The organism is Bradyrhizobium sp. UNPA324 (genome assembly GCF_006658635.1).
GTDB lineage: Bacteria > Pseudomonadota > Alphaproteobacteria > Rhizobiales > Xanthobacteraceae > Bradyrhizobium > Bradyrhizobium nanningense.
In genome coordinates this window covers 238,234-264,535 of the sequence record NZ_LFJD01000004.1, presented here as the reverse complement: position 1 = coordinate 264,535, position 26,302 = coordinate 238,234, and the positions used below count along the sequence as shown (strand labels likewise).

Here is a 26,302-nt window from a genome sequence, read left to right as displayed (position 1 = left end):
CGACAGTGGTTTCCTGCTGAATTGAGCCGCAGTATTGCTCGGCAAGCGAACTTAACTCCGTTGTCGTCCCGGATCCGCGCTTGCGCTTGTCCGGGACGACAGCGGAGAGTGCGGCGGCTCCACTCTCCCACGCAGCGGAGAATGACGCGCCAGCGTCGCTAACCCGCCCGCATCTCTCCCCTGATCATATCCGCCGCCTTCTCTCCGATCATGATCGTCGGCGCGTTGGTGTTGCCGCCGATCAGCGTCGGCATGATCGAGGCGTCGACGACGCGCAATCGCTCGACGCCATGCACCTTCAGCGCCGGATCGACCACGGCCATCGCGTCCGTCCCCATCTTGCAGGTACCGACGGGGTGATAGACGGTGTCGACGCGCTCGCGCAGGATGGCGCGGATGTCGTCGTCGGTTCGGACGTCAGACGTGAACATGTCCTTCTTCTGCAGCGCGCGCATCGCAGGCGTCTCCATCAGCCGTCGCGTGGTCTTGAAACCCGCGACCATGGTCTCGACATCCTCTGCCTCGCCGAGGAAATTCGGATCGATCATCGGAGCAGCAAGCGGATCGGCGCTTTTCAGCCATACGCTGCCGCGGCTCTTCGGCCTGAGCAGGCAGACATGGCATGAGAAGCCCGCCTCCTTGTGCTTTTTGCGGCCGTGGTCGTCGAGCATCGCGATGATGAAGTGCAACTGGATGTCCGGTACGTCGAGGTCGGGCCGGGTTTTCAGAAAGCCGCCGCACTCGGCGAAATTGGTGGTCATCAGGCCACGCCGTTCGCGGCGGTATTGCCGGATGGCGCGGAGCAGGGACGGCAGCCGGCCGAGCGAGGCGTGAACGAAGTGCGGATAGTCGGAGGCGTAGACGAACACGAAGTCCGGATGGTCCTGCAGATTGCGCCCGACACCCGGCAGATGATGCACGATGCCAATGCCGTGCGCTGCAAGCGCATCGCCGTCGCCGATACCCGACAGCATCAGCAATTGCGGCGACTGGAAGGCGCCGGAGGCGAGGATCACCTCGCGGCGAGCGCGCAGCTGCTTTTTCTGCTTGCCCTGCACATATTCGATGCCGACCGCGCGGCTACCTTCGAACAGGATTTTCGTCGCGTGCGCGCCCGTCTCGACGCGCAGATTCGCGCGCTTGTCCATGTGGGGCTGCACATAAGCGCGCGCCGCGCTCCAGCGTTCGCCATTGTGCTGCGTCGCCTGGTAGCTGCCGAGCCCTTCATGGTCCTCGCCATTGAAGTCCTCACGGATGCGAAATTGCGCCTCGCGCGCAGCCTGATGGAAGACGTCATGGATCGGATTGTCCGTTCGCAGCCTGTTGACATGCAGCGGGCCGCCCTTGCCATGGTACGCGCCGTCGAAATCGGCGTTGTTCTCCGAGCGCTTGAAATAGGGCAGCACGTCCGCGTACGACCAGCCGGCGTTACCGAGCGAGGCCCAGTGGTCGTAGTCCCATTTGTGGCCGCGGATGTAGACCATGGCGTTGATTGCCGAGGAGCCGCCGAGGCCCTTGCCGCGCGGTTGATAGCCGATGCGGCCGTTCAATCCCTTTTGCGGCACGGTATCGAAGGCCCAGTTGGCCGTCTTGTAGGGCAGGGCAAGCCCAAATGGCGTGGTGATCCGCCAGCTGTCGTTGCGTCCGCCCGCATCGAGCAGCGCGACGGATGTCCCCGCATCCTCCGACAGCCGCCCCGCAACGGTGCAGCCGCCCGAGCCCGCGCCCACGACGATGAAATCGAATGTGTTGGTCAATGTTGTTTCCCCCCTGCATTTTCTTTTTCGTGATTGCGAGCGTAGCGAGGCAATCCAGACCGTCACCGCGGAGGGTTTCTGGATTGCTTCGCTGCGCTCGCAATGACGGCGTTCGACGATCTACGACATGAACCGCATCAATTTCTCCAGCCGCGCGATCCTGCCGCCATAGGGCGGATAGAGGTCGGCGAGGCGGTTGAACTTGGAACGATAGAAAACCGGCTTCAGCTTGCTGAACGTGCGAAAGCCCCATTCGCCGTGATAGGCGCCGGTGCCGGATGCGCCGACGCCGCCCATCGGCTGGTTGATTTGCGTGAAGTGAAACAGGCAGTCGTTGATCGTGACGCCGCCGGAGATGGTGCGCGCCAGCACGCTGTCGCGCGCGGCACCGTCCTTGCCGAACCAGTAAAGTGCCAGCGGCCGGTCGCGACGGTTGATGAAGGCGATGGCATCTGTGGGATCGCGATAGGCCAAAACGGGGAGCACCGGGCCAAAAATCTCCTCCTGCATCGCCGCCATCGCTTCGCTCGCGCCGACGATCAGCGTCGGCGGGAATTTGCGGTGCGCCTTCCAGTTCGGATCGTCCGCCTTCGCCGGCTGCAGGATTTTTGCGCCGTGCTGCGCCGCATCGGCGACCAGGCCTTCGAGCCGCGCATAATGCCGGTCCGAGATGATCGAGGTGTAGTCCTTGTTGGAAGGATCGGTGCCGAACATCCGCCGCATCTGGGCGCGCACCTTCTCGGCAAAGGCCTGCAAGGATTGCTCCGGCACCAGCACATAGTCCGGCGCGATGCAGGTCTGCCCGGCATTGAGCAGCTTGGCGTAGGCGATGCGCTCGGCCGCTTCATCGAGGTCGGCCGAGGCGTCGATGATCGCAGGCGACTTGCCGCCGAGCTCGAGCGTGACCGGCGTCAGGTTGCGCCCCGCGGCCTCCGCGACCAGCCGCCCGACCCGGGTCGAGCCGGTGAACACGAGGTGATCGAACGGCAGGCGCGCAAAGGCCTCCGCGATCTCGCCCTCGATGCCGGTGACGAGCAACTCGGTCGCATCGAACCTTTGCCCGACCGTCTCCTTCAGCAGGCCTGCGAAATGCGGCGTCAGCTCGCTCGGCTTGATGAGGACGCGGTTGCCGGCGGCGAGCGCACCGATCGCAGGCGCGAGCGTGAGCTGGAGCGGATAATTCCACGGCGCGATGATGCCGACGACGCCGAGCGGCTGCGGCATCAGCCGGTTGCGGGCGGGGAGGAATTGCAGCGCGGTGGCGACCCGCTGCGGCGCCATCCAGCCCTTCAGGTGTTTGGTGGCATGCCGGATCTCGGAGAACACCAGCATGGTCTCGGCGATATTGGTCTCGACCGCCGAGCGGTGGCCGAAATCGGCGGAGATCGCCTGCCGGAAACGCTCCTCGTTGTCGGCGACGACGCTTCGCAGCCGCGCCAGCCGGTCGAGCCGCTCGGCAAGGCTCGCTGCCGGCTCGTCCCGCGACCGCGCGACCATGGCGTGGAAGGCCTCCTCCAGCGCTCCGACCGGGGCGCTCGTCAGGGATTTGTCCACGGCGTTCCTCCCTCAAGGGCGCGTTTCAGCCTTAATGTTGTTGCCGCAAGCTGGCCCTTTGTGGAACTTCTGGCAAGAGCGCAGGAAACGCAGCGGAAATTGGTCGCTTGCCCTGTCACAAAGTCGAAAAAAACGTTCCCGCAGCCCTTTCCAAAGCCAGCCCGCCTTGATACATACGCCCCGCACCCGACGGGCTTTGCCCCGGGGTTGCCTTCCAAGGAAGCCTTTGGGACGGACGAGACAAGCCACGCGAACAGCGCCGGCCTCAACCCACCGTCCCCGGGATCTGACCGAAGGCGCGCAAGTGTTTAACGCGGGGTGGAGCAGCCCGGTAGCTCGTCAGGCTCATAACCTGAAGGTCATAGGTTCAAATCCTATCCCCGCAACCAAGTTGATCAAAAGCCCCGGCGATCATTGATCGCCGGGGCTTTTTTGGTCTCTGATCTGACCCGACTGGCAACGTCGCCGGCAAGGCGTCAGCCACTCAAGCGGGACCAACGGCGGGCCCCTTTCATCCTCGATTCGATAGCATCCGAGGGAGCAGTTCTTCGATCGAATGTGGCACAATGCCAAGCTCGGCAAATCCAGCCATCCGCGGTGACGACACAGTGTCGATCTGCATAAGCTCCACCTGATTACGGGTAAGGGGGAGGCCAGGAAGGATCTCGGAGGCCCATGCCAGCGCGTGCCAAGCGGCAAAAGGGACTGGGATCAGGAGCGGCGCGAGGCCTGCCTGATGCGCAATCGCCCTCAGCAGTTGCTCGTAAGAATAGACGGTCGGGCCACCGAGCTCGAAGACCGCAGGCTGGCGCTCGGCTCGCTCCATGATCCGGGCGACCGCTTCCGCAACGTCTTCCACATAGGCGGGTTGCAATCTGGTCCGGCCGCGGCCGAACATCGGATAGATTGGAAGCCGACGAAGCAGCTTGAGGATGGTGCTGAGAAACGCGTCGTCCGGTCCGAACATCGCAGCCGGACGGACGAGACATGCACCGGCGAATTCCGCGCGGACCGCCTGTTCGCCTTCGCCGCGCATTCGGATGTAGCGGGATGGCGAGGCGGCATCGGCACCGATCCCCGAAACCTGAACAAACCGTTCGACTCCCGCCCGGTGGGCCTGGGCTGCCAATCGCCGAGCCGCCTCGACGTGAACGGAGTAGAAAGTCTCCGCTCCGCGCTCGCGATAAAGGCTGACCGCATTGACGACTCCGGAGATGCCGACCAGCGCTTTCGCGACGGATCGCTCGTCGTGAATGTCGGCCTCGAAGGATTGAAGTCGTGGATTGTCGGGATCGGGTTGGCCCAGCCCCGCGTCCGGATGCCGTGACGCGATCCGGACGGCAAATTCGTGATCGAGCAGATGGCGGACGATCCGGCTGCCGAGAAAGCCGGTTCCGCCGAACACAATGATGCTGCGACCGTTCGTAGCTGCTCCTTTAGCGCTCGCGACTCCATGGGAAGAGAGAGGCCGGGAAATCTGCCGCGTAGCGGTGACCGATCGGCGAGCGAGGCTCCTCTTGCGGAGGATTCCGGTCGGGCTCCACCACCTTCCGGTAAAGATGCCAGCTGGCATGACCGAGCACCGGCATAACGACGCAGAGACCGATGAAGACAGGCACCGAGCCCACTGCCAGCAAAACCGCGACGACCAGTCCCCATACGGCCATCTCAACTGGATTCGTCTTCACCGCGCGTATCGAGGTTCGGATTGCGTCGATCGCTGTCGCATGCTGGTCCAGCATCAGTGGGAACGAGACAACGCTGATGCACAAGGCTACCACCGCAAACAGGAAACCGACGCCGCATCCGACGATGATGAGGGTCCAGCCCTCGGGCGTCGTCAGCACCCGTTGCGCGAAATCGGGGATGCTCGCAGCCGGCGCATAGCCGAAGGTTGCGGTGTAGATCGCGTCCGCGGCGGCAATCCAGACTCCGAACAGGACGAACAGGAGGACGCCAAGCTCGAGCATCGCACCGAACGACGGCGCGCGCAGCACCTGGATTGCATCCCAGGCGCCTGGCTCCTCGCCGCGCTCGCGGCGGCGGCTCAGTTCGTAGAGGCCGAGTGCAGCGAACGGACCGATCAGGGCAAAGCCGGCCGCGAGCGGAAACAGCAGCGGCAGCACCGAGTAGCCGATGACAAGTCTGAACAGGAAAAATCCGAGGACGGGATACATCACGCACAGGACGATGGCGTGGGTCGGGATGGCCTTGAAGTCTTCCCAGCCCAGGCGCAGCGCATTGCCCAAATCGGAAAGGCTGATCTTGCGAACGACAAAGACGGTAGAGACGCCAAACAATTGCAGTTTGGGTCTTGCGAAGACTGTGGTCATAGCTCCGGTCTCCTTGCTCGTGGCCGCAGAGCGGAGCGTCCTCAAGACGCACGCAACCGCCTCATGCGCGAAAATCGCGACTGAGTCCGGCAAATCAGGTTCAACGAGAAGGAGCTTGCCGGACGACTTTTATCGCAACCGGTACAGTCAAGTTAGTCCGATGCGCGGGAGAAGCAAGAGAACGATGCGGTCCGCGAAATCATGGCTTCGCATCGGTCGATTTTGCGACGCACCATCGCCTGGTCGTGCCGAAAGGCGCTCGCCGACGCGCAAGCGCATCCGCCCCAACGCGCGCCGGACAAGGCGCGCAACCTACTCCTCTATTGACGCCGGGCTCGACGGGGACCATCTTAAATGCGTGAACGCCCCCAGCTCCGATGAGATTGCGGTCGTGACGCTGAACCTTAGTCATGTCCAGACGTCGCGACCGGCAAAATGGGCGAGGCAAGAGGCGCGGTGATGGTGAACGTGACACCATCCCTTTGACGTGAGCTCCGCCCTTTCGTTCGTCTCCGTAGCCTTCAAGGCTGGGAGGAGGAGGGATGGCTGTAGCGCTCATACTGCTCTTGGTTGCGATCGCTTCGGTGCTGTTCCACGTCTACAGCCCGTGGTGGTGGACGCCAATCGCCTCGAACTGGCGTTACATCGACGACACAATCAACCTGACATTCTGGATCACCGGGGTGGTGTTCTGCGCGGTTATCGCGTTCATGGCCTACTGCGTCTTCCGCTTCCACCACAAGGAGGGACGGCAGGCCGCTTATAATCCCGAAAACAAGAAGCTCGAATGGTGGCTCAGCGTCGGCACCGCAATCGGCGTCGTCGCCATGCTGGCGCCGGGCCTCGTCGTCTGGCACCAGTTCGTCACGGTTCCCGCCGATGCGACCGACGTCGAGGTCGTCGGACAGCAGTGGATGTGGAGCTATCGGCTGCCGGGCAAGGACGGCCGGCTCGGCACCTCGGATGCGCGCCTCGTCAGTTCCGAGAATCCTCTGGGATTGAACCCCAACGATCCGAACGGACAGGACGACGTCGTCGTTCAAAACGAGGATCTGCATCTGCCGGTCGGCAAGTCGGTGAAGGTACTGCTGCGCTCGATCGACGTGCTGCATGATTTCTACGTTCCCGAGTTCCGGGCGAAAATGGACATGATACCGGGCTCGGTGACGTATTACTGGCTCACACCCACCCGCACCGGAACGTTCGACGTTCTCTGCGCCGAACTCTGCGGCGCGGCGCACGCGCAGATGCGCAGCAGGGTCATCGTCGAGGAAGAGAAGGAATATCACGCCTGGCTGGAGAAGCAGCGGACGTTCGCCGCGTTGTCGGGCCAGCGCGACGTCGCGAAGGCGGCGTACAAGACAGGTAGCAAATGAACAGGCCGACGAGGATGTGCCGGAGATTGTGAAGCGAACTCGTCGCTGAACAGAAGACCAAGGAGGGAATTCCGATGGTCGATATCCCGCTTGATCAGGTCGCAGGCATCCCGCCCGCCGAAGTCGGTGAGGTGGAGCTTTATCATCCGCGGAGCTGGTGGACGAGGTACGTCTTTTCGCAGGACGCCAAGGTGATCGCCGTCCAATACTCGATCACTGCGATGTCGATCGGAATGGTGGCGCTGGTGCTGTCGTGGATGATGCGTCTGCAACTGGGATTCCCAGGAACATTCTCTTTCATCGATGCCAACCAGTATCTCCAGTTCATCACCATGCACGGCATGATCATGGTGATCTACCTGCTCACGGCATTGTTCCTTGGCGGCTTCGGCAACTATCTCATCCCGCTGATGGTCGGCGCCCGGGACATGGTGTTCCCCTATGTGAACATGCTGAGCTATTGGGTCTATCTGCTCGCCGTGCTGGTGCTGGCCGCAACATTCCTGGTGCCTGGCGGGCCGACCGGCGCCGGCTGGACGCTCTATCCACCCCAGGCGATCCTCTCCGGTACCCCCGGGCAGGACTGGGGTATCGTTCTCATGCTGGCTTCGCTGATCCTGTTCATCATCGGCTTTACGATGGGCGGGCTCAATTACGTGGTGACGGTGTTGCAGGCTCGCACGCGCGGCATGACGTTGATGCGCATGCCGCTGACGGTTTGGGGAATCTTTACCGCGACGGTGATGGCGCTGTTGGCCTTCCCGGCGCTGTTCGTCGCCTCGGTGATGCTGCTCCTGGACCGTCTCCTGGGAACCAGCTTCTTCATGCCGACGCTCGTCGAGATGGGGCAGCTGGCGAAGTATGGCGGCGGCAGCCCGATCCTGTTCCAGCATCTGTTCTGGTTCTTTGGCCACCCCGAAGTCTACATCGTCGCCTTGCCGGCCTTCGGCATCATCTCCGATCTGATCAGCACCCACGCGCGAAAGAACATCTTCGGCTATCGCATGATGGTCTGGGCCATCGTCGCGATCGGCGCTCTCAGCTTTGTGGTGTGGGCGCACCACATGTATGTTAGCGGCATGCACCCCTATTTCGGGTTCTTCTTCGCCACCACGACGCTCATCATCGCCATTCCGACCGCGATCAAGGTCTACAACTGGGTGCTGACGCTGTGGCGCGGCGACATTCATCTTACGGTGCCGATGCTGTTCGCGCTTGCGTTCATCGTCACCTTTGTCAATGGCGGTCTGACCGGGCTGTTTCTCGGCAACGTGGTCGTGGACGTTCCGCTGTCCGACACGATGTTCGTTGTCGCCCACTTCCACATGGTCATGGGCATCGCGCCGATCATGGCCGTGTTTGGCGGAATCTATCACTGGTATCCGAAAGTGACCGGACGGATGCTCAATGATGTGCTTGGCAAGTTCCACTTCTGGGTGACGTTCATCGGGGCCTATGCGGTCTTCTTCCCGATGCACTATCTCGGCCTGCTCGGGATGCCCCGCCGCTATCACGACATTGGCGAGACGTCGTTCGTCCCGGCATCCGCCCATGACCTCAATGCGTTCATGAGCGTGGCGGCCCTGATTGTCGGCTTCGCCCAGCTCGTCTTCCTGTTCAATCTGGTCTGGAGCCTGCTCAAGGGAAAGGAGGCCGGCGGCAATCCCTGGGGCGCCACCTCGCTGGAATGGCAGACGCCGGAGACCCCGCCGGGGCATGGCAATTGGGGCAAGAACCTCCCCATCGTCTATCGCTGGGCCTACGATTACAGCGTCCCCGGTGCCGCCAGGGATTTCGTGCCGCAAAATGAACCGCCGTCCGGCGTGGTGGCGCAGGGAGCCCATTCGTGAGTGCCATTGTCCTGTTCATTGCCGCGGTTGCGGCCATCGCAGGATGGTGGCTCTCGCAGCAGCGGCTTGCGGCCAAACCCTGGCTGGAGGAGGGGGTGGCCGTCGATTTTCGCGGCGAGAGGGGATCGGCCGTGCCGCCGGCGAAAATCGGGCTGGGCGTGTTTCTCGCGGTTGTTGGCTCGCTGTTCGCACTCCTGATCAGCGCCTATTCGATGCGCAACACCATGGTGGACTGGCGCGAGCTGCCGCTGCCGAGGCTGTTATGGCTCAATACCGGCGTCCTGATCATCAGCAGCGCGGCGCTGCAATGGTCGCTGATGGCCGCGCGCCGCAACGATGATGAGGACATGCTCGTCGGTCTGCTGGTGGGTGGAGCATCCGCCGTGACGTTCCTGGCCGGGCAACTGGTGGTATGGCAGCAGCTGAACGTCGCCGGCTATGTCGTGGCGTCCAATCCGGCCAATTCCTTCTTCTACCTGATCACCGCGCTCCACGGGCTGCATCTGATCGGCGGTCTGGTGGCCCTCGGCAGAACGAGCGCCAAGGTGTGGCGCCGAGCGCCGATGATGCAGGTGCGCCTGAGCGTCGAGCTCTGCGCCATCTATTGGCATTTCCTTTTATTGGTGTGGCTGGTCTTGCTCGGTTTGCTGACCGGCTGGACCGAAAATTTCGTGAACATCTGTCGCCAGTTGCTCACTTAAGCGAGGGCAGGACCGATGGCAGAGACGGCATTGACGCATCCAGAGGCCGCGCCCGGGACGATCCCCGGATTGCGCGGCATCGCGGCCGACTGGGCCTCAGACCAGCGCGCGTTCAAGAACGTGTCCTGGGGGAAGGCCATGATGTGGATCTTCCTCCTGAGCGACACTTTCATCTTCAGCTGTTTCCTGCTGTCGTACATGACGGCGCGAAGCTCGACGACCGTGCCGTGGCCCAATCCGAGCGAAGTCTTTGCGCTCAATCTCGGCGGCAAGCACATCCCGCTCATCCTGATCGCCATCATGACCTTCGTCCTGATCAGCAGCAGCGGGACGATGGCGATGGCCGTCAATTTCGGCTACCGCCGCGACCGCGTCCGAACGGCAGCCCTGATGCTGGCCACCGCGGCATTCGGCGCAACCTTCGTCGGAATGCAGGCCTTCGAATGGACCAAGCTGATCATGGAGGGCGTGCGGCCCTGGGGTAACCCCTGGGGTGCGCCGCAGTTTGGCGCATGCTTTTTCATGATCACCGGTTTCCACGGCACCCACGTGACGATCGGCGTGATCTTCCTGATCGCGATTGCGCGGAAGGTCTTGCGAGGGGATTTCGATCGCGAACGACGCGGCTTCTTCACGAGCCGCAAGGGCTATTACGAGATCGTCGAGATCACCGGCCTGTACTGGCACTTCGTTGATCTGGTGTGGGTGTTCATTTTTGCTTTCTTCTATCTCTGGTAAGGTGGCGCATGACAAACGCAGCGGTACATGTGGAAGGGCAAGCAGCACAGCATGCGCTACACGCTTATGCACACGAGGCCGTCGCATCGGGGGCGACGCACGCGGCAGGCCAGCAGCATCCGATCAAGCTTTACCTCGTGGTCTGGGGATGGTTGTTCGTGCTCAGCACCTGCTCCTATCTTGTCGACTACTTGGGCATCCATGGCCATCTCCGTTGGTCGCTGATCCTGCTGTTCATGGTGCTCAAAGCCGGTCTGATCGTCGCTGTCTTCATGCATATGGCATGGGAGCGGCTGGCTCTGGCCTACGCGATCCTGCTTCCGCCGGTGCTGGTGTTGGTATTTGTGGCGATCATGGTGTTCGAATCCGGCTACACTCATCTGCTCCGGATCATGTTCTTCGCCCCAACGGCGTAGCTACCGTTGCCTCGGACAAGGTCCGGCGGCCATGTCCGCCTGCGTCACGCTTGCACATTGCGCGCAGCGGCGCCGGCGTACCTAACCCGGCTAGATCGGAACGATCAGCGAATGTCGGTATCGGTGGTTGCGCCTCCCCGCAAGCAAATTCGGATTTTGCCGGATCCGAGACGAAAATGGCCCGCGTGACGCGGGCAATTCTTGCTTTTGAGACCCACACGGCGGGCGTTTGCCGCGATGAACTCTCAGTGTCCACATACAGTTTGGCCGAGACCCGACACCCTCATGGCGCCGCTGCCGGCGGCAGCACGAGCCGAAGCGGACACGTCGAGCTGCATCAGCGCTTCGGTATCCGCCCAAGAACGGGCCGAATTGTGCGTGGCCCCGCAATCCAGATCGCTATGGCGGACATCAGGCAAAAGCCGATGATGAGAAGAAAAGCCGGTCGGTAGCTACCGGTCGCATCATGAATTGCGCCCGCGAGCCAAGGTCCCGCGGCACCGCCGCCGATCAGTCCGATGGTGATGGTGCCGAAGATCGAACCGTAATGCGGCCCCTCGAAGATCTCCGCCACTATTGGTCCCATGACCGAGGTCAGCGCATACCCGAAAAATCCTTGCGTAAGCACCATGCAATAGAGCAGTCCTCTTGACTGCGAATATTCCAGGCCAAGCAGCGTCGCGTATGACATTGCAAAACCGAGACAGCCCGCCGTCCATATCCACTCGCGACCGATACGGTCCGACAACGCTCCGAGCAGAATCTGGCCGGGAATGGCGACGATGCTGACCGCGCCAAGCGCCCAAGCCGCGACCAGCGGCGAGAAGCCGATCTCGACGAGATATTTTGTCTGATGCACCTGCACGGCGTACCATGCAATCAGAGCCAAGAAATAGCCGACTGCGATCCACCAGAACCTGGTGGTGCGTACGGCCCGGCGAAGTGTCCATTCGGTTGCCGCCCAGGCCGGATCGATGATCGCTGCCGCATGCCTTTTGGCCGTCGTGTCCGGCGAGGCGCGCTCGCCATCCGGGTTCTGCCCCACGTCAGCCGGGCTTTTCTTCACGAAGAACGTGAGCGGCGCAATTCCGAACAGTACGAGCCATCCCATCGCGACACAGGATGCACGCCAGCCTTCGGTGAGAATGATGGTTTGCAGCCAGGGCAACAGGAGAACAGCCCCGACGCCGGCGCCTGCGAACGCGATGCTGATGGCGAGCGCGCGCCGGCGCACGAACCAATGCGGCAGGAACTGCGAGTGGACGGTGTATGTCATCAGGTTGGCGCCGCCGCTGACCGCGACGCCGAGCGTGGCATAAAGCTGCCATGGGCTTCTTACATAAGGTGCCAGCAGCAGGCCGGCCGACATGAGGGCGACGCCGCTCCAGATGACGATCCGGGGGCCGCGGGCGTCCACCACCCGCCCGACGAACGGGCTCACGACCGCCGAGAAAAGGAAGCCGAAAGAGAAGGCGCCTGCCGCAAGGCCGCGGTCCCATCTGAACTCTTCGATCAATGGCGGCATCAGCAGGGAAAAGGCCGTGCGCCCCGTCACGCCGATGGCCATCGTCACGAATGCGATGGCCACGATGAGCCAGCCATAATAGAACGGCAGCCGCTCTGACCAGTGCTTTGAAGTTTGCTCCATCAGGGTGATCAATCAGCAGACGCAATCGCGTTGAGCGGCTTCTCGCCGCGCGCCGTCCGCGCGACATTTTCGGCGATCACGCCGGCGCGCGCCTCGAGCATGCCCTCCGTCCACCCGGACACATGCGGCGTCATGATCACATTGCGCAACTCATGGAACGGCGCGGTCGCGGGCTCTGTACTGCCGGCGCTGGTCGGGTAGCGATACCAGACATCGAGCGCGGCACCGGCGAGACGCTTGCTCGCAAGCACATCGTAGAGGGCATGCTCATCGACGATCTCCGCGCGCGCCACATTGATCAGATAAGCCGACGGCTTCATGAGACCGAGCCGACGGCAGTCGATCAGGCCGCGAGTTTCGGCCGAAAGCGACAGGGTGATGGCAAGGTAATCCGACAGAGTGAGCAGTTCGTCGAGCCGCTCCGGTCCGCCGACAAATATCAGTCCGTGCGGCGAACCCGGTTGGGCGTGCCGCCGGACCGCGCAGACCTTCATGTCGAAGGCATGGGCGCGTTGCGCCAGCGACTCGCCGATATGCCCAAACCCCAAGATGCCGAGAGTCTTTCCCGCCAGTTCCGGCCATAGCGGGGGCGCGCGGGTGGCGACCGACCACTGGCTTTCCCATTCTCCTGCCCTGAGCTTCTCATCGAGGCGCTGGAAAGAGCGCGTGAGCGCGATCATTGCGCCGATCACATATTCGGCGATACCTGCCTCGTGGCCGTACGCATTGGCAAGCGCCAAGCCCGGGCGCAGCTGGTGCCGGTCGATACGGTCCAGGCCGGCTCCCGGTACCTGCACGAGGCGCAGCCTGTTGCCGGCTGCTGCCATTTCCTTTGTGAAGGCCATTGAAACGAGAACGTCAGCGTCGCCGAGTTGATCGAGGATGCTGGCCTCGTCGCCTGAGACGATCTCGCAGGTAATCGTCAGCCGCTTGCGAACGGGATCGATCAAGCGCTGGGCGAACGATCCGGCGAACGCGGCTTTCAATGTTCGATCCTCTCGCCGGTGACACTTGTCGTGACGATTCCCGCGAGTCACTATCGCGGCACATGTGATTGCAATCAACTACATGCCAGGTAGTCATGGACAAGAAATCGAGCTTCCCCGCGCGGCTCGCCAGTCTTCGGAAATGGCGCGGCTTGTCGCAGCTGCAGCTTGCCTCGGCGGCGAATTGCTCTCAGCGCCATATCAGCTTCCTTGAACTGGGGCGGACGCAGCCCAGCCGCGAGATGATGCGACGCCTGTCGGTGGCGCTCGGCCTCTCGTTTCGGCAATCGAACGACCTGCTTCTGGCCGCGGGCTTTGCGCCGATCTGGTCGGACACTCCCTTTGATGCCGAGACGCTTGCTCCGATCCGGCAGGCGCTCGATTTTATGCTGGAGCAGCAGGAGCCGTACCCTGCCGTTGTCGTGGATCGCCGCTGGAATCTACTTCAAGCCAACAGGGGCGCTGTCGCGATGGTGGATTTTCTGGTCGGCCCGCTCACCCCGGGCGTCGCAGTCAATCTCGCCGACGCACTGGTCGCGCCCGACGTGCTGCGGCGTTACCTGACGAATTGGCAGGAGGTCGTCGCTTACTTTGTGCGAAGCGTCGAGGCGGACGCCGCTGCCGACGCAACCAAGGAGACGGCGGCCCTGCGCGACCGTTTGCTGAGCTACCCCGGCGTGCAGGAAAGTTTCGCAACGCCGTCCGCCGAGACCGTGGCTGCGCCCATTCTGCCGATGCGGTTCGCGAAAGGCCGGATCTCGCTCGAATTGTTCACGACCCTGACGATGCTCGGCATGCCACAAGACGCCACTCTGCAGGAGATGCGCATCGAGTCCTTCTTCCCCATGAACGACGAGACGCGCCAGATCTTTAGGCAGTGGGCCGTCTCGGGCACGGCTACTGTCCACAATTGTCAGTCATGACGGCGATCATGTCCGGTTTCGCGCGTTCGCGCCAAGGCCGGCTTCGGTCATTCGCGTCGGTTGATCGATTTCCTAAAGCATGATCCGGAAAAGTGCGCAGCGGTTTTCCGAAGAGATCATGCTCAAACAATAACTAAAGCGCGATGACGATTCCTCCTAACCTCATCGCGCTTTAGCATGTCGACATTGCCCGCGATTCAAGCCGGATCGCCGCGCCGCAGCGAACCGACGCGATGGGCCATCCACATACAGTTCGGCCGAGAGCCGACGCCCTCATGGCGCAGCTGCCGGCGGCGGCACGAGGCCGGACAGCACGAGGTTCTCATGCGCGGGGTTCACCATATCGAAGTCGATGTCGCCTCCGATCGGCTCATCGTGGACCGGGTCATGGTGGCCCGGCGGCCAATGCTTGGGATAGTCGCCGTAGTACTGCCAGGCGATGACGGGGATGTTCGCGTTGGCATGGCCGTGCGTGATCGGATTGGGACTGGGCATGCGATCGTGGTCATTCCACGTGAGTGCGCTGGAGGGCGGCGGCGGCGACGCCTTGTCGTCCGGATTTTGGCGGATATAGCGCGCGGGAAACACGCCGACGCAGGCGGCGCTGGCCGCACACGCGTCGTTGATCCTGAGCCACGACGTCCGGCTATCGCCCTGATTGAGATAGACCGCTGGACGAAAGCGAATAAGGCCTTGCGGGGTCTGCAAGCCTGCCACGATGGTGGCTGACCAGATCGCGTAATATTGCTGATCCAGGATGTAGGCCGCGTTTTTGCTCTCCGGCTCCAGATCGAGATACAGGATCGGCGAGAGGTTGCTGCTTACGAGGTATTGCGCACCGAACGCGTCGACCACGCCCTGCATGTTTCTGCGGGCATGCGCTGCGGCATGGGCGGGATCGCCCACGAACTTCATCTGCCGCGCCAGACAAAGCACGGGAATTCCAAGCTGGTGAAGAACCGCGTTCTCGGACGTCTCGTATTGATAGGTGTTTGACGAGGTGCCGTTGAAATATCTCCCCCAGAACTTCGGCGGGCCGCCGATGAGGGGAGCCGCCTGCACGCTCAAAGCCGGGGTGGCGACACCTGAAGTATCGATGCCAAAGAGAGCCATGAAAGTATTTCCTCTGAATGAAATTGCATACGGATCTGGGGACTACGAATTGAACGGCGCAATTTTTCGGCAGAGCACGTACGGCGCCGCAGCTACTGAAAAACGCTGCTCGTCGCGTTGGTCGTGCGTGTCCGCGGCTGATCGTCAGGCCGCGGTGGTTTCAGCATGAAAGTATCAGAACGGCAGATACAACTAAAGCGAGCACTATTTCAGAAGAAGTCTGTCACGGCAAGATTGCGTAGCGTCCCATTCGGAAAAAGAAATCCGGACGTCATCGTCGTACAATAGTCCCACGACAACAGACAGGAGGGGACACGTTGCGGCTGCGGGACAGCATTTTGGCAGACGCAGAGGCGACAGCGGCGGTCTCGCGGTGGACGACTCACAGCAAAAGCCTCCAACGTGCCTTGCGGCGCGCGAGAGGCATGACACGATTCCGGATCGGCTGAATGCGGCTGAAGATCAGCTGCGGTGCGGGCAGACCATCGTCAGGTTCAGCAGCGTCGGCTTGTCCGATCCCTTCTTGTATTCCCACTCCAGCCGGATCTCGTGGCGGTGGGCGAAAGTATCGCTAGCCGCGTGGGCGATGATCTTCGTCTTCATCGGGATCGGCGGCTCGGAGTTGAAGCACTTCCGGACGCAGGCATCGAGCAGGTCGCATCGGGTCAGCGGGATGACGCCGGGCTCGTCTCTGGACAGCGGGACCGTGTTCGGCTGGGTGCTGAGGTCGACGCGGGCCCGGCCCTTCTCCTTGTGCCAGTACTTGGCGCTTCCCTGCGGCCACTTCGAGGGCGGGTTCAGGATCAGGTGATACTGGCCATATTCCAATGTCGGCAGGTCGATGTCGTCGGATGCCTTGAGCTTCGCCACACTCTTTTTCATGTTCGCCAGGGGATAGTAATTGGAGTTCATCAAGTCTCGAAATGCCTTGCCGCTATATACCAGTCCGCTCATCGCCTTTTCCTTGGTAAGAAATTGCTGGCCTCGCGGCCCAAGTATTTGAGTTTATCGGCCGCTTACTGCCTATTGCTGGACGCTATCACTCGCGACTGCGTTACGTCCAGAGAGCTACCCCAGTAAGTTGTGTTCTGTACGAGACTGATTGCCAGGGATATCCCGATGAGTATTCTTACGCTCAATTGAGCGCGCCATCTCCGCGCCCGGTGAGAACGCAGGAATGATTTGCCAGGCGTGCCAGTCGACGATCGATCCGAGCGATAGCTGGTGTCGCAAATGCGGGGCACCGCTCGGGCAGCGCGTTGATCCCGATAATGAGCGGAGATTTGTGACGATCCTCCGCGCCGACGTCATCGATTCGACCGGTCTCGTTGCCGAGTTGGGACCCGAAGAGGCCGTCTCGCGCCTGGAGCCGGCCTTGGCGGCTATGAGGGGCGCGGTACGGCAGTTCGGCGGCATCGTCAGCAAGGAGCTTGGCGACGGGCTAGCCGCGGTGTTTGGTGCCCCAATCGCAGACGATAACCATGCGCCGCTGGCTTGCCATGCCGCGATCGAACTCGTCCGGCGCGTCGCGAGCCTGGGCGATCCCGGACTTAAGGTGCGCGTTGGACTCCATTCCGGCCATGTCGTCGCCTACATGGTCGCCAGTGAGTTCTCCAAGGTCTACGAGATAGGCGGTCCCGCGCAGCACTTGGCCGCACGGCTGGAGGCGGCGGCAGAGGCGAACCAGATTTACGTGTCCGAAGCCTGCCAGAGCCTTGCGGATGGACATGTCCGCTTTGAGTTTCTGGGCCCCAAGGTGCTGCGCGGCTTCAATGAGCCCCTGCCGGTCTACAGGATTATGGGCGCGAGTGACCTGTCGAGCTGGCGTGTTCGACGGGCGCGGAGCATCTCCCGGTTCGTCGACCGCACCACGGAGCGCACCCTGCTGGCGCGCGCTGCCGAAGGAACGAGCGAGATCCGCCAGACGGTTCTGCTGTTGGGCGATGCCGGTATCGGGAAGTCGCGGCTGGCGCATGAATTCGGGCAGGGCCTGCGGGCCGACGGCTGGAGCCTGGTCGCCGCCGAGTGCAGCCCCAACCTTCAAGGAGCGCCGTTCAGCACGCTCAAGCGCGTGTTGCTTCCGATCCTGGAGGCGGTTGCAAAGGATCCCGATGATCCTGCCGATCCTCGTAAGGACTTACCCGCGATTCAGCAGTGCGCACTCGATGCGGTGCTCGATTTTCCCATATCCGATCCGCAGTGGAACGACCTGGAGCCCGATGCCCGCAGACGCGCGATTTCCGATGCGAGCTGCGCAATCGTCGAAGGTATGGCCCATCGCCAGCGCACAGTGCTTCTGATCGAGGACTTGCACTGGATCGATCGAGCGAGCGACATGGTCGTGGCCATGATCGCTTCGTTACGAACGCCAGGTCTTTTGGTGCTTCTCACCACGCGGCCGGATGGCATGCCGGTCTGGATCGCCAGTTGTCACGCGGAAGTCGTTGCGATGCGGCCCCTCGACGACGATTCGGGATTGGCCATGCTGGCGGACATGCTCGGTCCTTCCGAGACGAATGCCGATCTCAAGCATCGGATCATTTCTCATACGTCCAACGTTCCCCTTTTCATCGAGGAGGTTTGCCGTGGGCTGAAGGATAGTGGAACGCTTCGCGGTCAGTGGGGTGACCTGGCTCTCGTGCGCCCCATTGATGAACTCGGTATCCCCGCTAGCATCCAAGGCGTGATCGCGGCGCGGCTTGATCGCGTGTCGAAGCAAGAGCGTTCCATTCTCCAGATTGCCGCAACGCTAGGTCCGCGGTCGAGCGAAGTGATGCTGCGGAAGGTCGCCGGGCTGCCTGAAGACGCGTTGCAGAATTGCCTTTCTACTCTCGATCGCGCTGAACTGCTGGTCAGGATCGATAGCGAGCTGGAGGACGCTCTCGAGTTTCGGCATGAGATGGTTCGTCAGGTGACCTACGATTCGATGGTCGAAAAGGTGCGCGAGAATTTACATGCACGCGTTGTGACCGCACTTGAGAACGACGAAGCATGGCGCGATGCTCCCGAGAGACTGTGCTATCACGCGACACAAGCGAAGGATTGGCAGAAGGCGTTTAGCCATGGGAGAAGCGCGGCGCGAAAATGTCTGGTGCGCTCGGCTTACGCGGACGCCGCCGACTACTTCGAAATCGCGATGAACTCGCTCGATAAGACTCCGATGACTCGGTCGCGCGAGGCGGATGCCGTTGATCTCCGAATGGAGGCGCGGATGGCTTTCATGTGGTCTGGCTGCGTTGCTCGGGCGTTGGAGCTTGGAAATGAAGCCGAGCAGCGAGCCGACGCAATCAATGACGTCGGCCGTAAAGTCGCGGCCATGACGGTGAGGGCGAGTGCGCAGAACTTCTACGGAACGCCGAGCGAGGCTGTTGCCATCGGCGAGGCCGTCGTGCGCCTGGCGGCGGAGTGGGGCAATCAGGGGTGGAGCAATCTGGCGCAATATGGTCTCGGGCAGGCTTATTTCGTCGCCGGCCGTTACCATAGCGCCGAAAAACTGTTGGCCGCGGTTCGCGCCCGATTGCTCGAGCCAGAGGCCCATGCCCCTATCGGAACGACTCCAAAATACCTCCTCCTCCTCTGCTGCATGATGAGCAGCATCACCCACACCGTCATGGGCGAGCTTGAGGCCGCCGAGCAGCTCCAGCAACAGGCTGCCGCGATCGCCGAGGAGACCGGGCGGCCCTACGACCGCGTCGCAGCCGCCTATAGCGGCGGCTGGCTGATGCTCGGCCAGGGCGATCCCGCCGCGGCAGCCGCCATTCTCGAAGACGGCTTTGTGCTGGCGCAGAAGCACGGCATCCGGCTGTTCGTGCCGGTGCTCGCCTGTCACCTCGGCATGGCCTATCTGGAGCAGGGGCTGTTCGAGCGGGCGCGCGGCATGCTGACGGAAGCGCGCGAGGAGGCGAAGGCGGTCGGCTACACCTCGGCGGTGCTGCGCAGCTCGATCTACCTGGCGCTCGCGACCTGGCGTCTCGGCGAGGCGAAGGCGGCGCAGACCATGCTGCGCGAGGCGCGCAACACCGCGCGACAGCAGGGGTTTTCCGGGCTCGAGGCCGAGGCCCTGTTCGGCGAAGCCGTCGTGACGCCTGTTACCAGCGAGGACAACAAGGCGGCCGTCCTCGCGTCCTTGCGCGCGGCGATCGCCATCGCCTCCGAAAGCGGCGCGCGGCCGCTCCAGTGCAAGGCGGAGGCGATGCTGGCCGGGATGCTCGCCCGGAGCAATGAGCTGAGCTGACCCTGCACCCGATCAGATCCGCGATATTGTCGCCGCGGGTGCCGACCTGCCCGACTCGTCAAATGAATCTCGCAGTCAAATCAGTCGGGTAGCTACTGTGCATGGGGTTGTTTTCGCGCTTTTTGCAGCGCGGCCCCCGTGCCTCACGCCAGAAACGCGCGGAACCGGCGCAGCGCGATCGCGAAGAAGACGCCGCCGATCACCGCGAGTGCGACGAGCTGCGGCCACACCGCCTCCAGGCCCGCGCCGCGGAACAGGATCGCCTGTGCCAGCATCACGAAATGCGTGTTGGGCGCCGCCAGCATGATGTCCTGAACGAATTGCGGCATGCTCTCTCGCGGCGTCATGCTGCCCGACAGCGTCTGCAGCGGCAGCAGGATCATGATCAGCAGCATGCCAAATTGCGGCATCGATCCGGCGACGGTGGCAAGAAAGATGCCCATGCTGGTGGTGGCAAACAGCTGCAGCGCAGCGCCGACGAGGAACAGCGCCAGCGAGCCGTCGATCGTCACCTGCAGCCATCCCTTGACCACGAAGGCGATCGACAGCGCTGAGGCGACCAGCACTACCGCGCCCATCGACCAGACCTTGCTCACCATGATCTCCAAGGGCGTGACCGGCATCACCAGGAGGTGCTCGATCGTGCCGTGCTCGCGCTCGCGGATCAGCGCCGCGCCGGTCAGGATGATCGAGAGCATGGTGATCGAGGTGATCACGTGGTCGATGGCGCCGAACCAGGATTTCTTCAGTTCCGGATTGAACCGCGCCCGCAGCGCCAGCTCGATCGGCACGGTCTGGGCATCGCGCGCGCGCGCCAGGAATTCGGCGATTTCCGCGCTGACGATCTGCTCGATATAGCCGCCGCCGTTGAATGCCTGCGAGATCCGCGTCGCATCGACGTTGAGCTGGATGCTGGGCGATTTGCGCGCCAGCAGGTCGCGCTGGAAGTCGGGCGGGACGTCCAGCGCGAAAGTGTCGAGGCCGGCGTCCATCCTCCGGTCCATCTCGTATTGCGAGATCAGGCGCGGCTCGGAGAAATAGGGCGCCGTGAATGCCATCTCGATGCGGGTCGAGATCGGCGAATGGTCTTCGTCGACGACCGCGATCGCGGCGCGGTTCAACGTTTCCGGCAGCGCCTTGGCGCCGGCATAGACGGCCAGCGTGAAGGAATAGACGATCAGCACGAGCAGCATCGGATCGCGGACGAGACCGCGCAGTTCCTTGATGCCGAGCTGAAAGACGTTGTCGAAGCGCATGATCAGCGGGCCTGTTTCTTCAGCAGCATCGCACCGGCGATCACCAGGACCGGGACCATGATGGCGAGTGCCAGGAGATCGTTGTGGAGGGTGTCGAACGCCAGGCCCTTGGAGAAGGTGCCGCGCGAGATCGTGACGAAATAGGTGGTGGGGTAGATCCGCCCGATCAGGGCACCAAGTCCCTGGAGCGATGAAACCGGGTCGATCAGTCCGGAATACTGGATGGCCGGAATCAGCGTGACCAGGACGGTGCCGAACAAGGCCGCGATCTGGCTGTTCATGAACGCCGAAATCACCAGTCCCATGCCGGTCGTCGCCGTGACGTAGAGCAGCGCTGCAAGGGCATAGGTCAGAAAGCTCCCGGTGAAGGGGACCCGGAAGACCGCGAGGGCAAAGGCGACCAGGAGGAGGAAGTTGCCGAAGGCCAGCACGACATAGGGCAGCTGCGTGCCGAGCAGGAATTCCAGCCGCGTCACCGGCGTCACGTAGAAATTGACGATCGAGCCGAGCTCCTTCTCGCGCACGACTGCGAGGGCGGCGAGCACGGCCGGAATCATGACCAGCAGCAGCGGGATGATGCCGGGCGCCATGGCGACCACGCTGATGACATCGGGATTGTAGCGGTAGCGCAGCTGGAGCTGGAAGGCGCCGGCGATCGCCGCCTCGCCGTAGAGCTCGCGGCCCTTTTGCGCGAGCCAGGAGGCGTGGATCGCCTGCGCGTAGGAGCGCAGCGTCTCGGCCCGCGTCGGATTGGCGCCATCTACCCAGGCGCCGACCTCGACATGGCGGCCGCGGCTGACGTCGCGGCCGAAGCCCGGCGGCAGCTCGATGGCGAGGCCGATCTCGCCGGCGCGCATCCGTCGGTCGAGATCGGCATAGTCGATGATCGGCGATTTCTCGGTGAAATAGCGCGAGCCTGCGATCTGAAGGCTGTAGTCGCGGCTGATCGCGCTGTCGTCGCGGTCGAGCACGGCGAAGGTCAGGTTCTCGACGTCCATGCTGATGCCGTAGCCGAGCACGAACAGCAGCAGCACGCTGCCGAGGATCGCGAGCGTGGCGCGGATCGGATCGCGCCGCAGCTCGAGCGCCTCGCGCCGCGAATAAGCGAGCATGCGGGTCAGGTTGAACGTCATGCCGCGCTTGCGCGGCGCCGCCGTCCCCATGGCCGGCATGGCCGGTGCGGCCGCCGGCTGGCCGGCGGCATCCGCGGTGTCGGCGATCGCCTCTTCCAGGCAGGCGATGAAGGCCTGCTCCAGCGTCGTGGTGCCGCGCGCAGCCACGATCGCGGCAGGCGTGTCCGACGTCAGCACCTTGCCGGCATGCATCAGCGAGACCCGGTCGCAGCGCTCGGCTTCGTTCATGAAATGGGTCGAGACGAAGATGGTGACGTTGTCCTTGCGCGAGAGCTCGGCGAGGATCTGCCAGAAGCGGTCGCGCGCGACCGGATCCACGCCCGAGGTCGGCTCGTCGAGGATGAGGATGTCGGGCGCATGGATCATCGCGACCGCCAGCGACAATCGCTGCCGCAGCCCGAGCGGCAACGCATCGGGCAGGGCATCGGCGACGTCGGCGAGATCGAATCGCGCGATCATCTCGGCGATGCGCGGGGCGATGGTCTGCGCCGGCAGCTCGAACAGCCGCGCATGCAGATCGAGATTTTGCGCGACCGTGAGTTCCGAATAGAGCGAAAAGCCCTGCGACATGTAGCCGATGCGCCGCCGCACCGACATGTCGCCAGCATCGATGGTGTTGCCGAACAGCCGCGCGGTGCCCTCGCTCACCGGCAGGAGGCCGGTCAGCATCTTCATGGTCGTGGTCTTGCCGCATCCGTTCGAGCCGAGGAAGCCGAAGATCTCGCCCTTCCTGATGCGGAAACTGACGTCGTCGACGGCGACGAAGCCGTTGAACCGCCGGGTCAGGTGATCGGCCTCGATCGCGATCTCGTCATGGCCATCGCTCCGCGGCGGGATGACGACATCGGCATGATTGCGACGTTCCGCATCGGGCAAGAGGCGGATGAAGGCCTCATCGAGCGTATCGGCTCCGGTTTGCTGCTTCAGTTCGGCGGGCGTTCCGGTCGCCAGCACGCGGCCGGCATTCATCGCGATCAGGAAGTCGAACTGCGCGGCCTCTTCCATGTAGGCGGTCGAGACGATCACGCTCATGCCGGGCCGGCTGTCGCGGATCGAAGCGATCAATTCCCAGAACTGGCGGCGCGACAGCGGATCGACGCCGGTTGTCGGCTCGTCCAGGATCAAGAGCTCGGGATCGTGGATCAGCGCGCAGCATAGGCCGACCTTCTGCTTCATGCCGCCGGAGAGATTTGCCGCGGGCCGGTCGGCGAAAGGCGTCAGCCCCGTGTCGCGCAGCAAGCCGGCGATCCGCCTGTTCCGCTCGGCCTTGTCGTGTCCGAACAGGCGGCCGAAGAAATCGATGTTCTCGAACACCGACAGCGTCGGATATAGGTTCTTGCCGAGCCCCTGCGGCATGTAGGCGATGTCGGGACAGACGTTGCGGCGATGGCGCGCGCTCGCCATGTCGCCGCCGAGCACGTGGATTTGCCCCTGCTGGATCGTGCGGGCGCCGGCGATCAGCGAGAGCAGGCTGGATTTGCCGACACCGTCGGGGCCAATCAATCCGACCATGCGGCCGGACGGGAGGTCGAGCGTGATGGCTTCCAGTGCGCGGGTGTTGCCGTAGCTCAAGCCCACGTCGTCGAGATGCACCACGCTGCCGCGCCCGGCAGGTAGCTCGGCTGCGGCCCTCGGGCTCATCTCGTCAGCTTGATGTTGAGATTGCCGGGCCATTGCGCCGCCGGATCGAGCTGCACATAGGCCATGCCGGGAAGGCCGGTCTTCACCTGCTCGATGTGCTGGCGCAGCAGGTCGGGCGCGATATGCGCCTTGATGCGGAACATCAGCTTCTGGCGTTCTTCCTCGGTCTCGACGGTCTTGGGCGTGAATTGCGCGACGTCGGCGACGAAGGTGGCTTTTGCGGGGATCACGTATTGCGGGATGGCGTCGAGCACGAGGCGGACCTCGGCGCCGATTGCGACGCGGCCGGCGTCGGCCGTCGGCAGGAAGAACGTCATGTAGACGTCGCCGAGATCGACCATGTTGAGGACACGGCCGCCGGCGGCGAGCACCTCGCCGGGCTGCGACACGCGATACTGCACGCGGCCGTCGCGCGGCGCCTTCAGCACGCTGTCATTGAGGTCGGCATTGATGCTCTCGATCGCGGCCTTCGCGGCGTCGACCGCGGCGCCGGCGTCGATCACCATGGCACGGGCGGAGCTGATCGCCGCTTCCGATGCTGCGACCTGAGCGTGCGACGCGGCGAGCGCCGCCTTTGCCGTGGCGTTGGCGGAACGGTCGTCGTCCAGAACCTGCTGCGACACCGCGCTGGTCCTGATCAATTGTTCGGAGCGATCGAGCTTGCGGCTCGTGGTGTCGAGCTGGGCAACGCGCTGGTCGACCACGGCCTCGGCGGCCTTGCGTTCGGCCTCCCGCTGGTTCACCAGGCTCTTGGCGGTCTCGACATTGATCGCCGCGCGTTGAAGCTGCGCCTCGGCCTGGCGGTGCTGCGCCTGCAATTGCTCGGTGTCCATGCGGGCCAGAACCTGGTCTGCGCGGACGAAGTCGCCTTCGCCCACCAAAATCTCGCGAATCCGACCCGGCGTCTTGGTCGCGATGTCGATCTCGACCGCTTCGATACGGCCGTTGCCGCGGGCGAAGCCCGCCGGCAATGTGTTGGCATCGCGGTGCTGCCAGTAGTAATAGCCGCCGCCTGCAACGAGGACGACGATCGCGGCGATGACGCGACCCGGAGTGAAGTTCATCTGTTCAAAACGCCGTGCGGCGGCGCCCATCGTTGAGAGACTTACGCCCGGCCCGCTGGTCGCGCGGAGGGGCGGCCTCAACATTGCGCCGAAATTTTGCATCGCAACTTGATGCAGATCAGACGGCGGCGCGGGGCGTCCCTGCCTTTATTTTGGGCTGCTGCGCGGCGTCGTTGCCGCTCGTCCGCCCGGATGGGTCAAGCGGACGAGCAGGGCTTGCGGAACGGATTACGATCGGCTCGATCCGGGCCGCCTCATTTCACCAGCGGGCAGCCGCCATCTCTAAGCGGGCGAAACGCCTGGTCGGCAGGAACCTCGGCGAGTAGCTTGTAGTAATCCCACGGCCCCTTCGATTCCTCCGGCTTCTTCACCTGGAACAAGTACATGCTGTGCACCATGCGGCCGTCCTCGCGCAGGGTGCCGTTGTCGGTGAAGGCGTCGCGCACCGGCAGCTCGCGCATCTTCGCCATCACCGTCTTGGTGTCGCGGGTGCCGGCCGCCTGGACCGCCTTGAGGTAATGCAGCGTCGCGCTATAGGTGGCGGCCTGGTTCATCGTCGGCATGCGCTTGACGCGTTCGAGGAAGCGCTTGCCGAAGGCGCGGGTCTTGTCGTTGAGATCCCAGTAATAGGCCTCGGTGATGATCAGGCCTTGCGCGAGCTTCAGCCCTAAGCTGTGCACGTCGGAGATGAACATCACGATCGCGGCCAGGTTCTGGCCACCCCCGACGATGCCGAATTCGCCAGCCTGCTTGATCGCATTGATGGTGTCGCCGCCGCCATTGGCGAGGCCGATGATCTTGGCCTTGGAAGCCTGGGCCTGGAGCAGGAACGAGGAGAAATCCGCCGTATTGAGCGGATGCTTGACGCTGCCCAGCACCTTGCCGCCCGCAGCCTTGACGACATCGCCGGTGTCGCGCTCGACCGAATGGCCGAACACGTAGTCGGCGGTGAGGAAGAACCAGGTGTCGCCGCCGTTCTTGACGATGGCGCTGCCGACGGTGTGCGCGTTGGCGTAGGTGTCGTAGGTCCAGTGCGCGGTATAGGGCGAGCAGGATTTTCCCGTGATGTCGGAGCTCGCCGCGTCCGTCACGATCATGATCTTCCCGTATTGCTTCGACAGCTCCATCACCGCAAGCGCGGTCGCCGAAGTCGGAAGGTCGATGATCATGTCGACGCCTTCGGTCTCCCACCATTTGCGCGCGATGGTCGAGGCGACGTCGGGCTTGTTGAGCACGTCGGCCGAGACCATGTCGATCGGCTTGCCGAACATCTGGCCGCCGAAATCCTCGATCGCCATCTTGGTCGCCTCGACATTCCCCATGCCGCCGATGTCGGAATAGACGGAGGAGAAGTCGGAGAGCACTCCGATCCTGAGCGGCGCCTGCTGGGCATGAGAAGGGCAGATGGCAAAGGCAGCGAGTGCAGCCGCAAAGGCGGCGCACATAATCCGGCACATGGTGTTTCCCCCAATATTATAGTTGGTGCACGTCTCCAGACTTGCTGCTCCGGAGTGTCAATTCTTGCGTGTTGACGCCGCGCAGGCCGGTTGATTTGACGCAGCCAATCGCGCCGACTACG

The 26,302-nt window shown here is 63.1% G+C and carries 19 protein-coding genes and 1 tRNA gene; 8 read left to right on the top strand and 12 right to left on the bottom strand.

The window, feature by feature from the left end; translation table 11 throughout:
* Window positions 1–158 precede the first annotated feature (158 nt).
* The gene (locus tag UNPA324_RS01255; protein WP_141933063.1) at window positions 159–1,757 is read right to left on the bottom strand and encodes a GMC family oxidoreductase; all 1,599 of its coding nucleotides are present in this window, start codon (window positions 1,755–1,757) and stop codon (window positions 159–161) included.
* 120 nt (window positions 1,758–1,877) lie between these two features.
* Window positions 1,878–3,311 (bottom strand): coniferyl aldehyde dehydrogenase, encoded by a 1,434-nt coding sequence (locus UNPA324_RS01250; protein WP_141933061.1) that lies wholly within the window; start codon window positions 3,309–3,311, stop codon window positions 1,878–1,880.
* Window positions 3,312–3,623: 312 nt separating this feature from the next.
* Between UNPA324_RS01250 and UNPA324_RS01245 the strand changes: the two genes are divergently transcribed.
* Window positions 3,624–3,700, top strand: a tRNA-Met gene (locus UNPA324_RS01245).
* Between the two features lie 122 nt (window positions 3,701–3,822).
* Here UNPA324_RS01245 and UNPA324_RS01240 read toward each other — a convergent pair.
* Window positions 3,823–4,716 carry a complex I NDUFA9 subunit family protein gene (locus tag UNPA324_RS01240; RefSeq protein ID WP_141933059.1) on the bottom strand — a complete coding sequence of 298 codons (894 nt, stop codon included), beginning with the start codon at window positions 4,714–4,716 and terminating at the stop codon, window positions 3,823–3,825.
* A 31-nt stretch (window positions 4,717–4,747) separates the two neighbouring features.
* Window positions 4,748–5,644 (bottom strand): DUF2189 domain-containing protein, encoded by an 897-nt coding sequence (locus tag UNPA324_RS01235; protein ID WP_128922270.1) that lies wholly within the window; start codon window positions 5,642–5,644, stop codon window positions 4,748–4,750.
* Between the two features lie 542 nt (window positions 5,645–6,186).
* On the opposite strand from UNPA324_RS01235, the gene coxB reads away from it, so the two are divergent.
* The 5 genes from coxB to UNPA324_RS01210 all read left to right on the top strand — a co-directional run bounded on the left by coxB (window position 6,187) and on the right by UNPA324_RS01210 (window position 10,725).
* Window positions 6,187–7,020, top strand: coding sequence for a cytochrome c oxidase subunit II (gene coxB / locus UNPA324_RS01230; RefSeq protein ID WP_141933057.1), 834 nt, complete (start codon window positions 6,187–6,189; stop codon window positions 7,018–7,020).
* A 74-nt stretch (window positions 7,021–7,094) separates the two neighbouring features.
* On the top strand, window positions 7,095–8,870 hold the full coding sequence (gene ctaD / locus UNPA324_RS01225; protein WP_128922268.1) for a cytochrome c oxidase subunit I: 1,776 nt from the start codon (window positions 7,095–7,097) through the stop codon (window positions 8,868–8,870).
* Window positions 8,867–9,571 carry a cytochrome c oxidase subunit 3 gene (locus UNPA324_RS01220; RefSeq protein ID WP_141933055.1) on the top strand — a complete coding sequence of 235 codons (705 nt, stop codon included), beginning with the start codon at window positions 8,867–8,869 and terminating at the stop codon, window positions 9,569–9,571. Before ctaD ends, UNPA324_RS01220 begins: the two co-directional genes overlap by 4 nt.
* 15 nt (window positions 9,572–9,586) lie before the next feature.
* A complete protein-coding gene (locus UNPA324_RS01215) occupies window positions 9,587–10,309 on the top strand; it encodes a heme-copper oxidase subunit III family protein (protein WP_128922266.1) in 723 nt (240 codons plus the stop codon).
* An 8-nt stretch (window positions 10,310–10,317) separates the two neighbouring features.
* Complete coding sequence (locus UNPA324_RS01210; RefSeq protein ID WP_181769250.1) at window positions 10,318–10,725, top strand: cytochrome C oxidase subunit IV family protein; 408 nt, start codon at window positions 10,318–10,320, stop codon at window positions 10,723–10,725.
* Between the two features lie 337 nt (window positions 10,726–11,062).
* Here the strand turns inward: UNPA324_RS01210 and UNPA324_RS01205 are convergent, their stop codons facing one another.
* Both UNPA324_RS01205 and UNPA324_RS01200 read right to left on the bottom strand, forming a co-directional pair.
* Entirely contained in the window at window positions 11,063–12,385 is a 1,323-nt protein-coding gene (locus UNPA324_RS01205) for an MFS transporter (RefSeq protein WP_349630191.1), read from the bottom strand.
* On the bottom strand, window positions 12,382–13,359 hold the full coding sequence (locus tag UNPA324_RS01200) for a 2-hydroxyacid dehydrogenase (RefSeq protein ID WP_181769249.1): 978 nt from the start codon (window positions 13,357–13,359) through the stop codon (window positions 12,382–12,384). Before UNPA324_RS01200 ends, UNPA324_RS01205 begins: the two co-directional genes overlap by 4 nt.
* 95 nt (window positions 13,360–13,454) lie before the next feature.
* Between UNPA324_RS01200 and UNPA324_RS01195 the strand changes: the two genes are divergently transcribed.
* Window positions 13,455–14,282, top strand: coding sequence for a helix-turn-helix domain-containing protein (locus UNPA324_RS01195; RefSeq protein ID WP_141933051.1), 828 nt, complete (start codon window positions 13,455–13,457; stop codon window positions 14,280–14,282).
* Between the two features lie 273 nt (window positions 14,283–14,555).
* Here the strand turns inward: UNPA324_RS01195 and UNPA324_RS01190 are convergent, their stop codons facing one another.
* Window positions 14,556–15,395: a hypothetical protein gene (locus UNPA324_RS01190; protein ID WP_141933049.1), complete on the bottom strand. Its 840-nt coding sequence runs from the start codon at window positions 15,393–15,395 to the stop codon at window positions 14,556–14,558.
* Between the two features lie 462 nt (window positions 15,396–15,857).
* On the bottom strand, window positions 15,858–16,349 hold the full coding sequence (locus UNPA324_RS01185; RefSeq protein ID WP_128922261.1) for a hypothetical protein: 492 nt from the start codon (window positions 16,347–16,349) through the stop codon (window positions 15,858–15,860).
* A gap of 223 nt (window positions 16,350–16,572) precedes the next feature.
* Between UNPA324_RS01185 and UNPA324_RS01180 the strand changes: the two genes are divergently transcribed.
* Window positions 16,573–19,629 carry an ATP-binding protein gene (locus tag UNPA324_RS01180; protein WP_141933047.1) on the top strand — a complete coding sequence of 1,019 codons (3,057 nt, stop codon included), beginning with the start codon at window positions 16,573–16,575 and terminating at the stop codon, window positions 19,627–19,629.
* Window positions 19,630–19,772: 143 nt separating this feature from the next.
* On the opposite strand, the gene UNPA324_RS01175 is transcribed toward UNPA324_RS01180, so the two are convergent.
* The 4 genes from UNPA324_RS01175 to UNPA324_RS01160 form a co-directional block, all read right to left on the bottom strand.
* Window positions 19,773–20,885, bottom strand: coding sequence for an ABC transporter permease (locus UNPA324_RS01175; protein WP_141933045.1), 1,113 nt, complete (start codon window positions 20,883–20,885; stop codon window positions 19,773–19,775).
* A gap of 2 nt (window positions 20,886–20,887) precedes the next feature.
* A complete protein-coding gene (rbbA, locus tag UNPA324_RS01170; protein ID WP_181769248.1) occupies window positions 20,888–23,659 on the bottom strand; it encodes a ribosome-associated ATPase/putative transporter RbbA in 2,772 nt (923 codons plus the stop codon).
* A complete protein-coding gene (locus UNPA324_RS01165) occupies window positions 23,656–24,723 on the bottom strand; it encodes an HlyD family secretion protein (RefSeq protein ID WP_141933042.1) in 1,068 nt (355 codons plus the stop codon). Before UNPA324_RS01165 ends, rbbA begins: the two co-directional genes overlap by 4 nt.
* Window positions 24,724–24,977: 254 nt before the next feature.
* The gene (locus UNPA324_RS01160; RefSeq protein WP_502705461.1) at window positions 24,978–26,168 is read right to left on the bottom strand and encodes an ABC transporter substrate-binding protein; all 1,191 of its coding nucleotides are present in this window, start codon (window positions 26,166–26,168) and stop codon (window positions 24,978–24,980) included.
* Window positions 26,169–26,302: the final 134 nt, after the last annotated feature.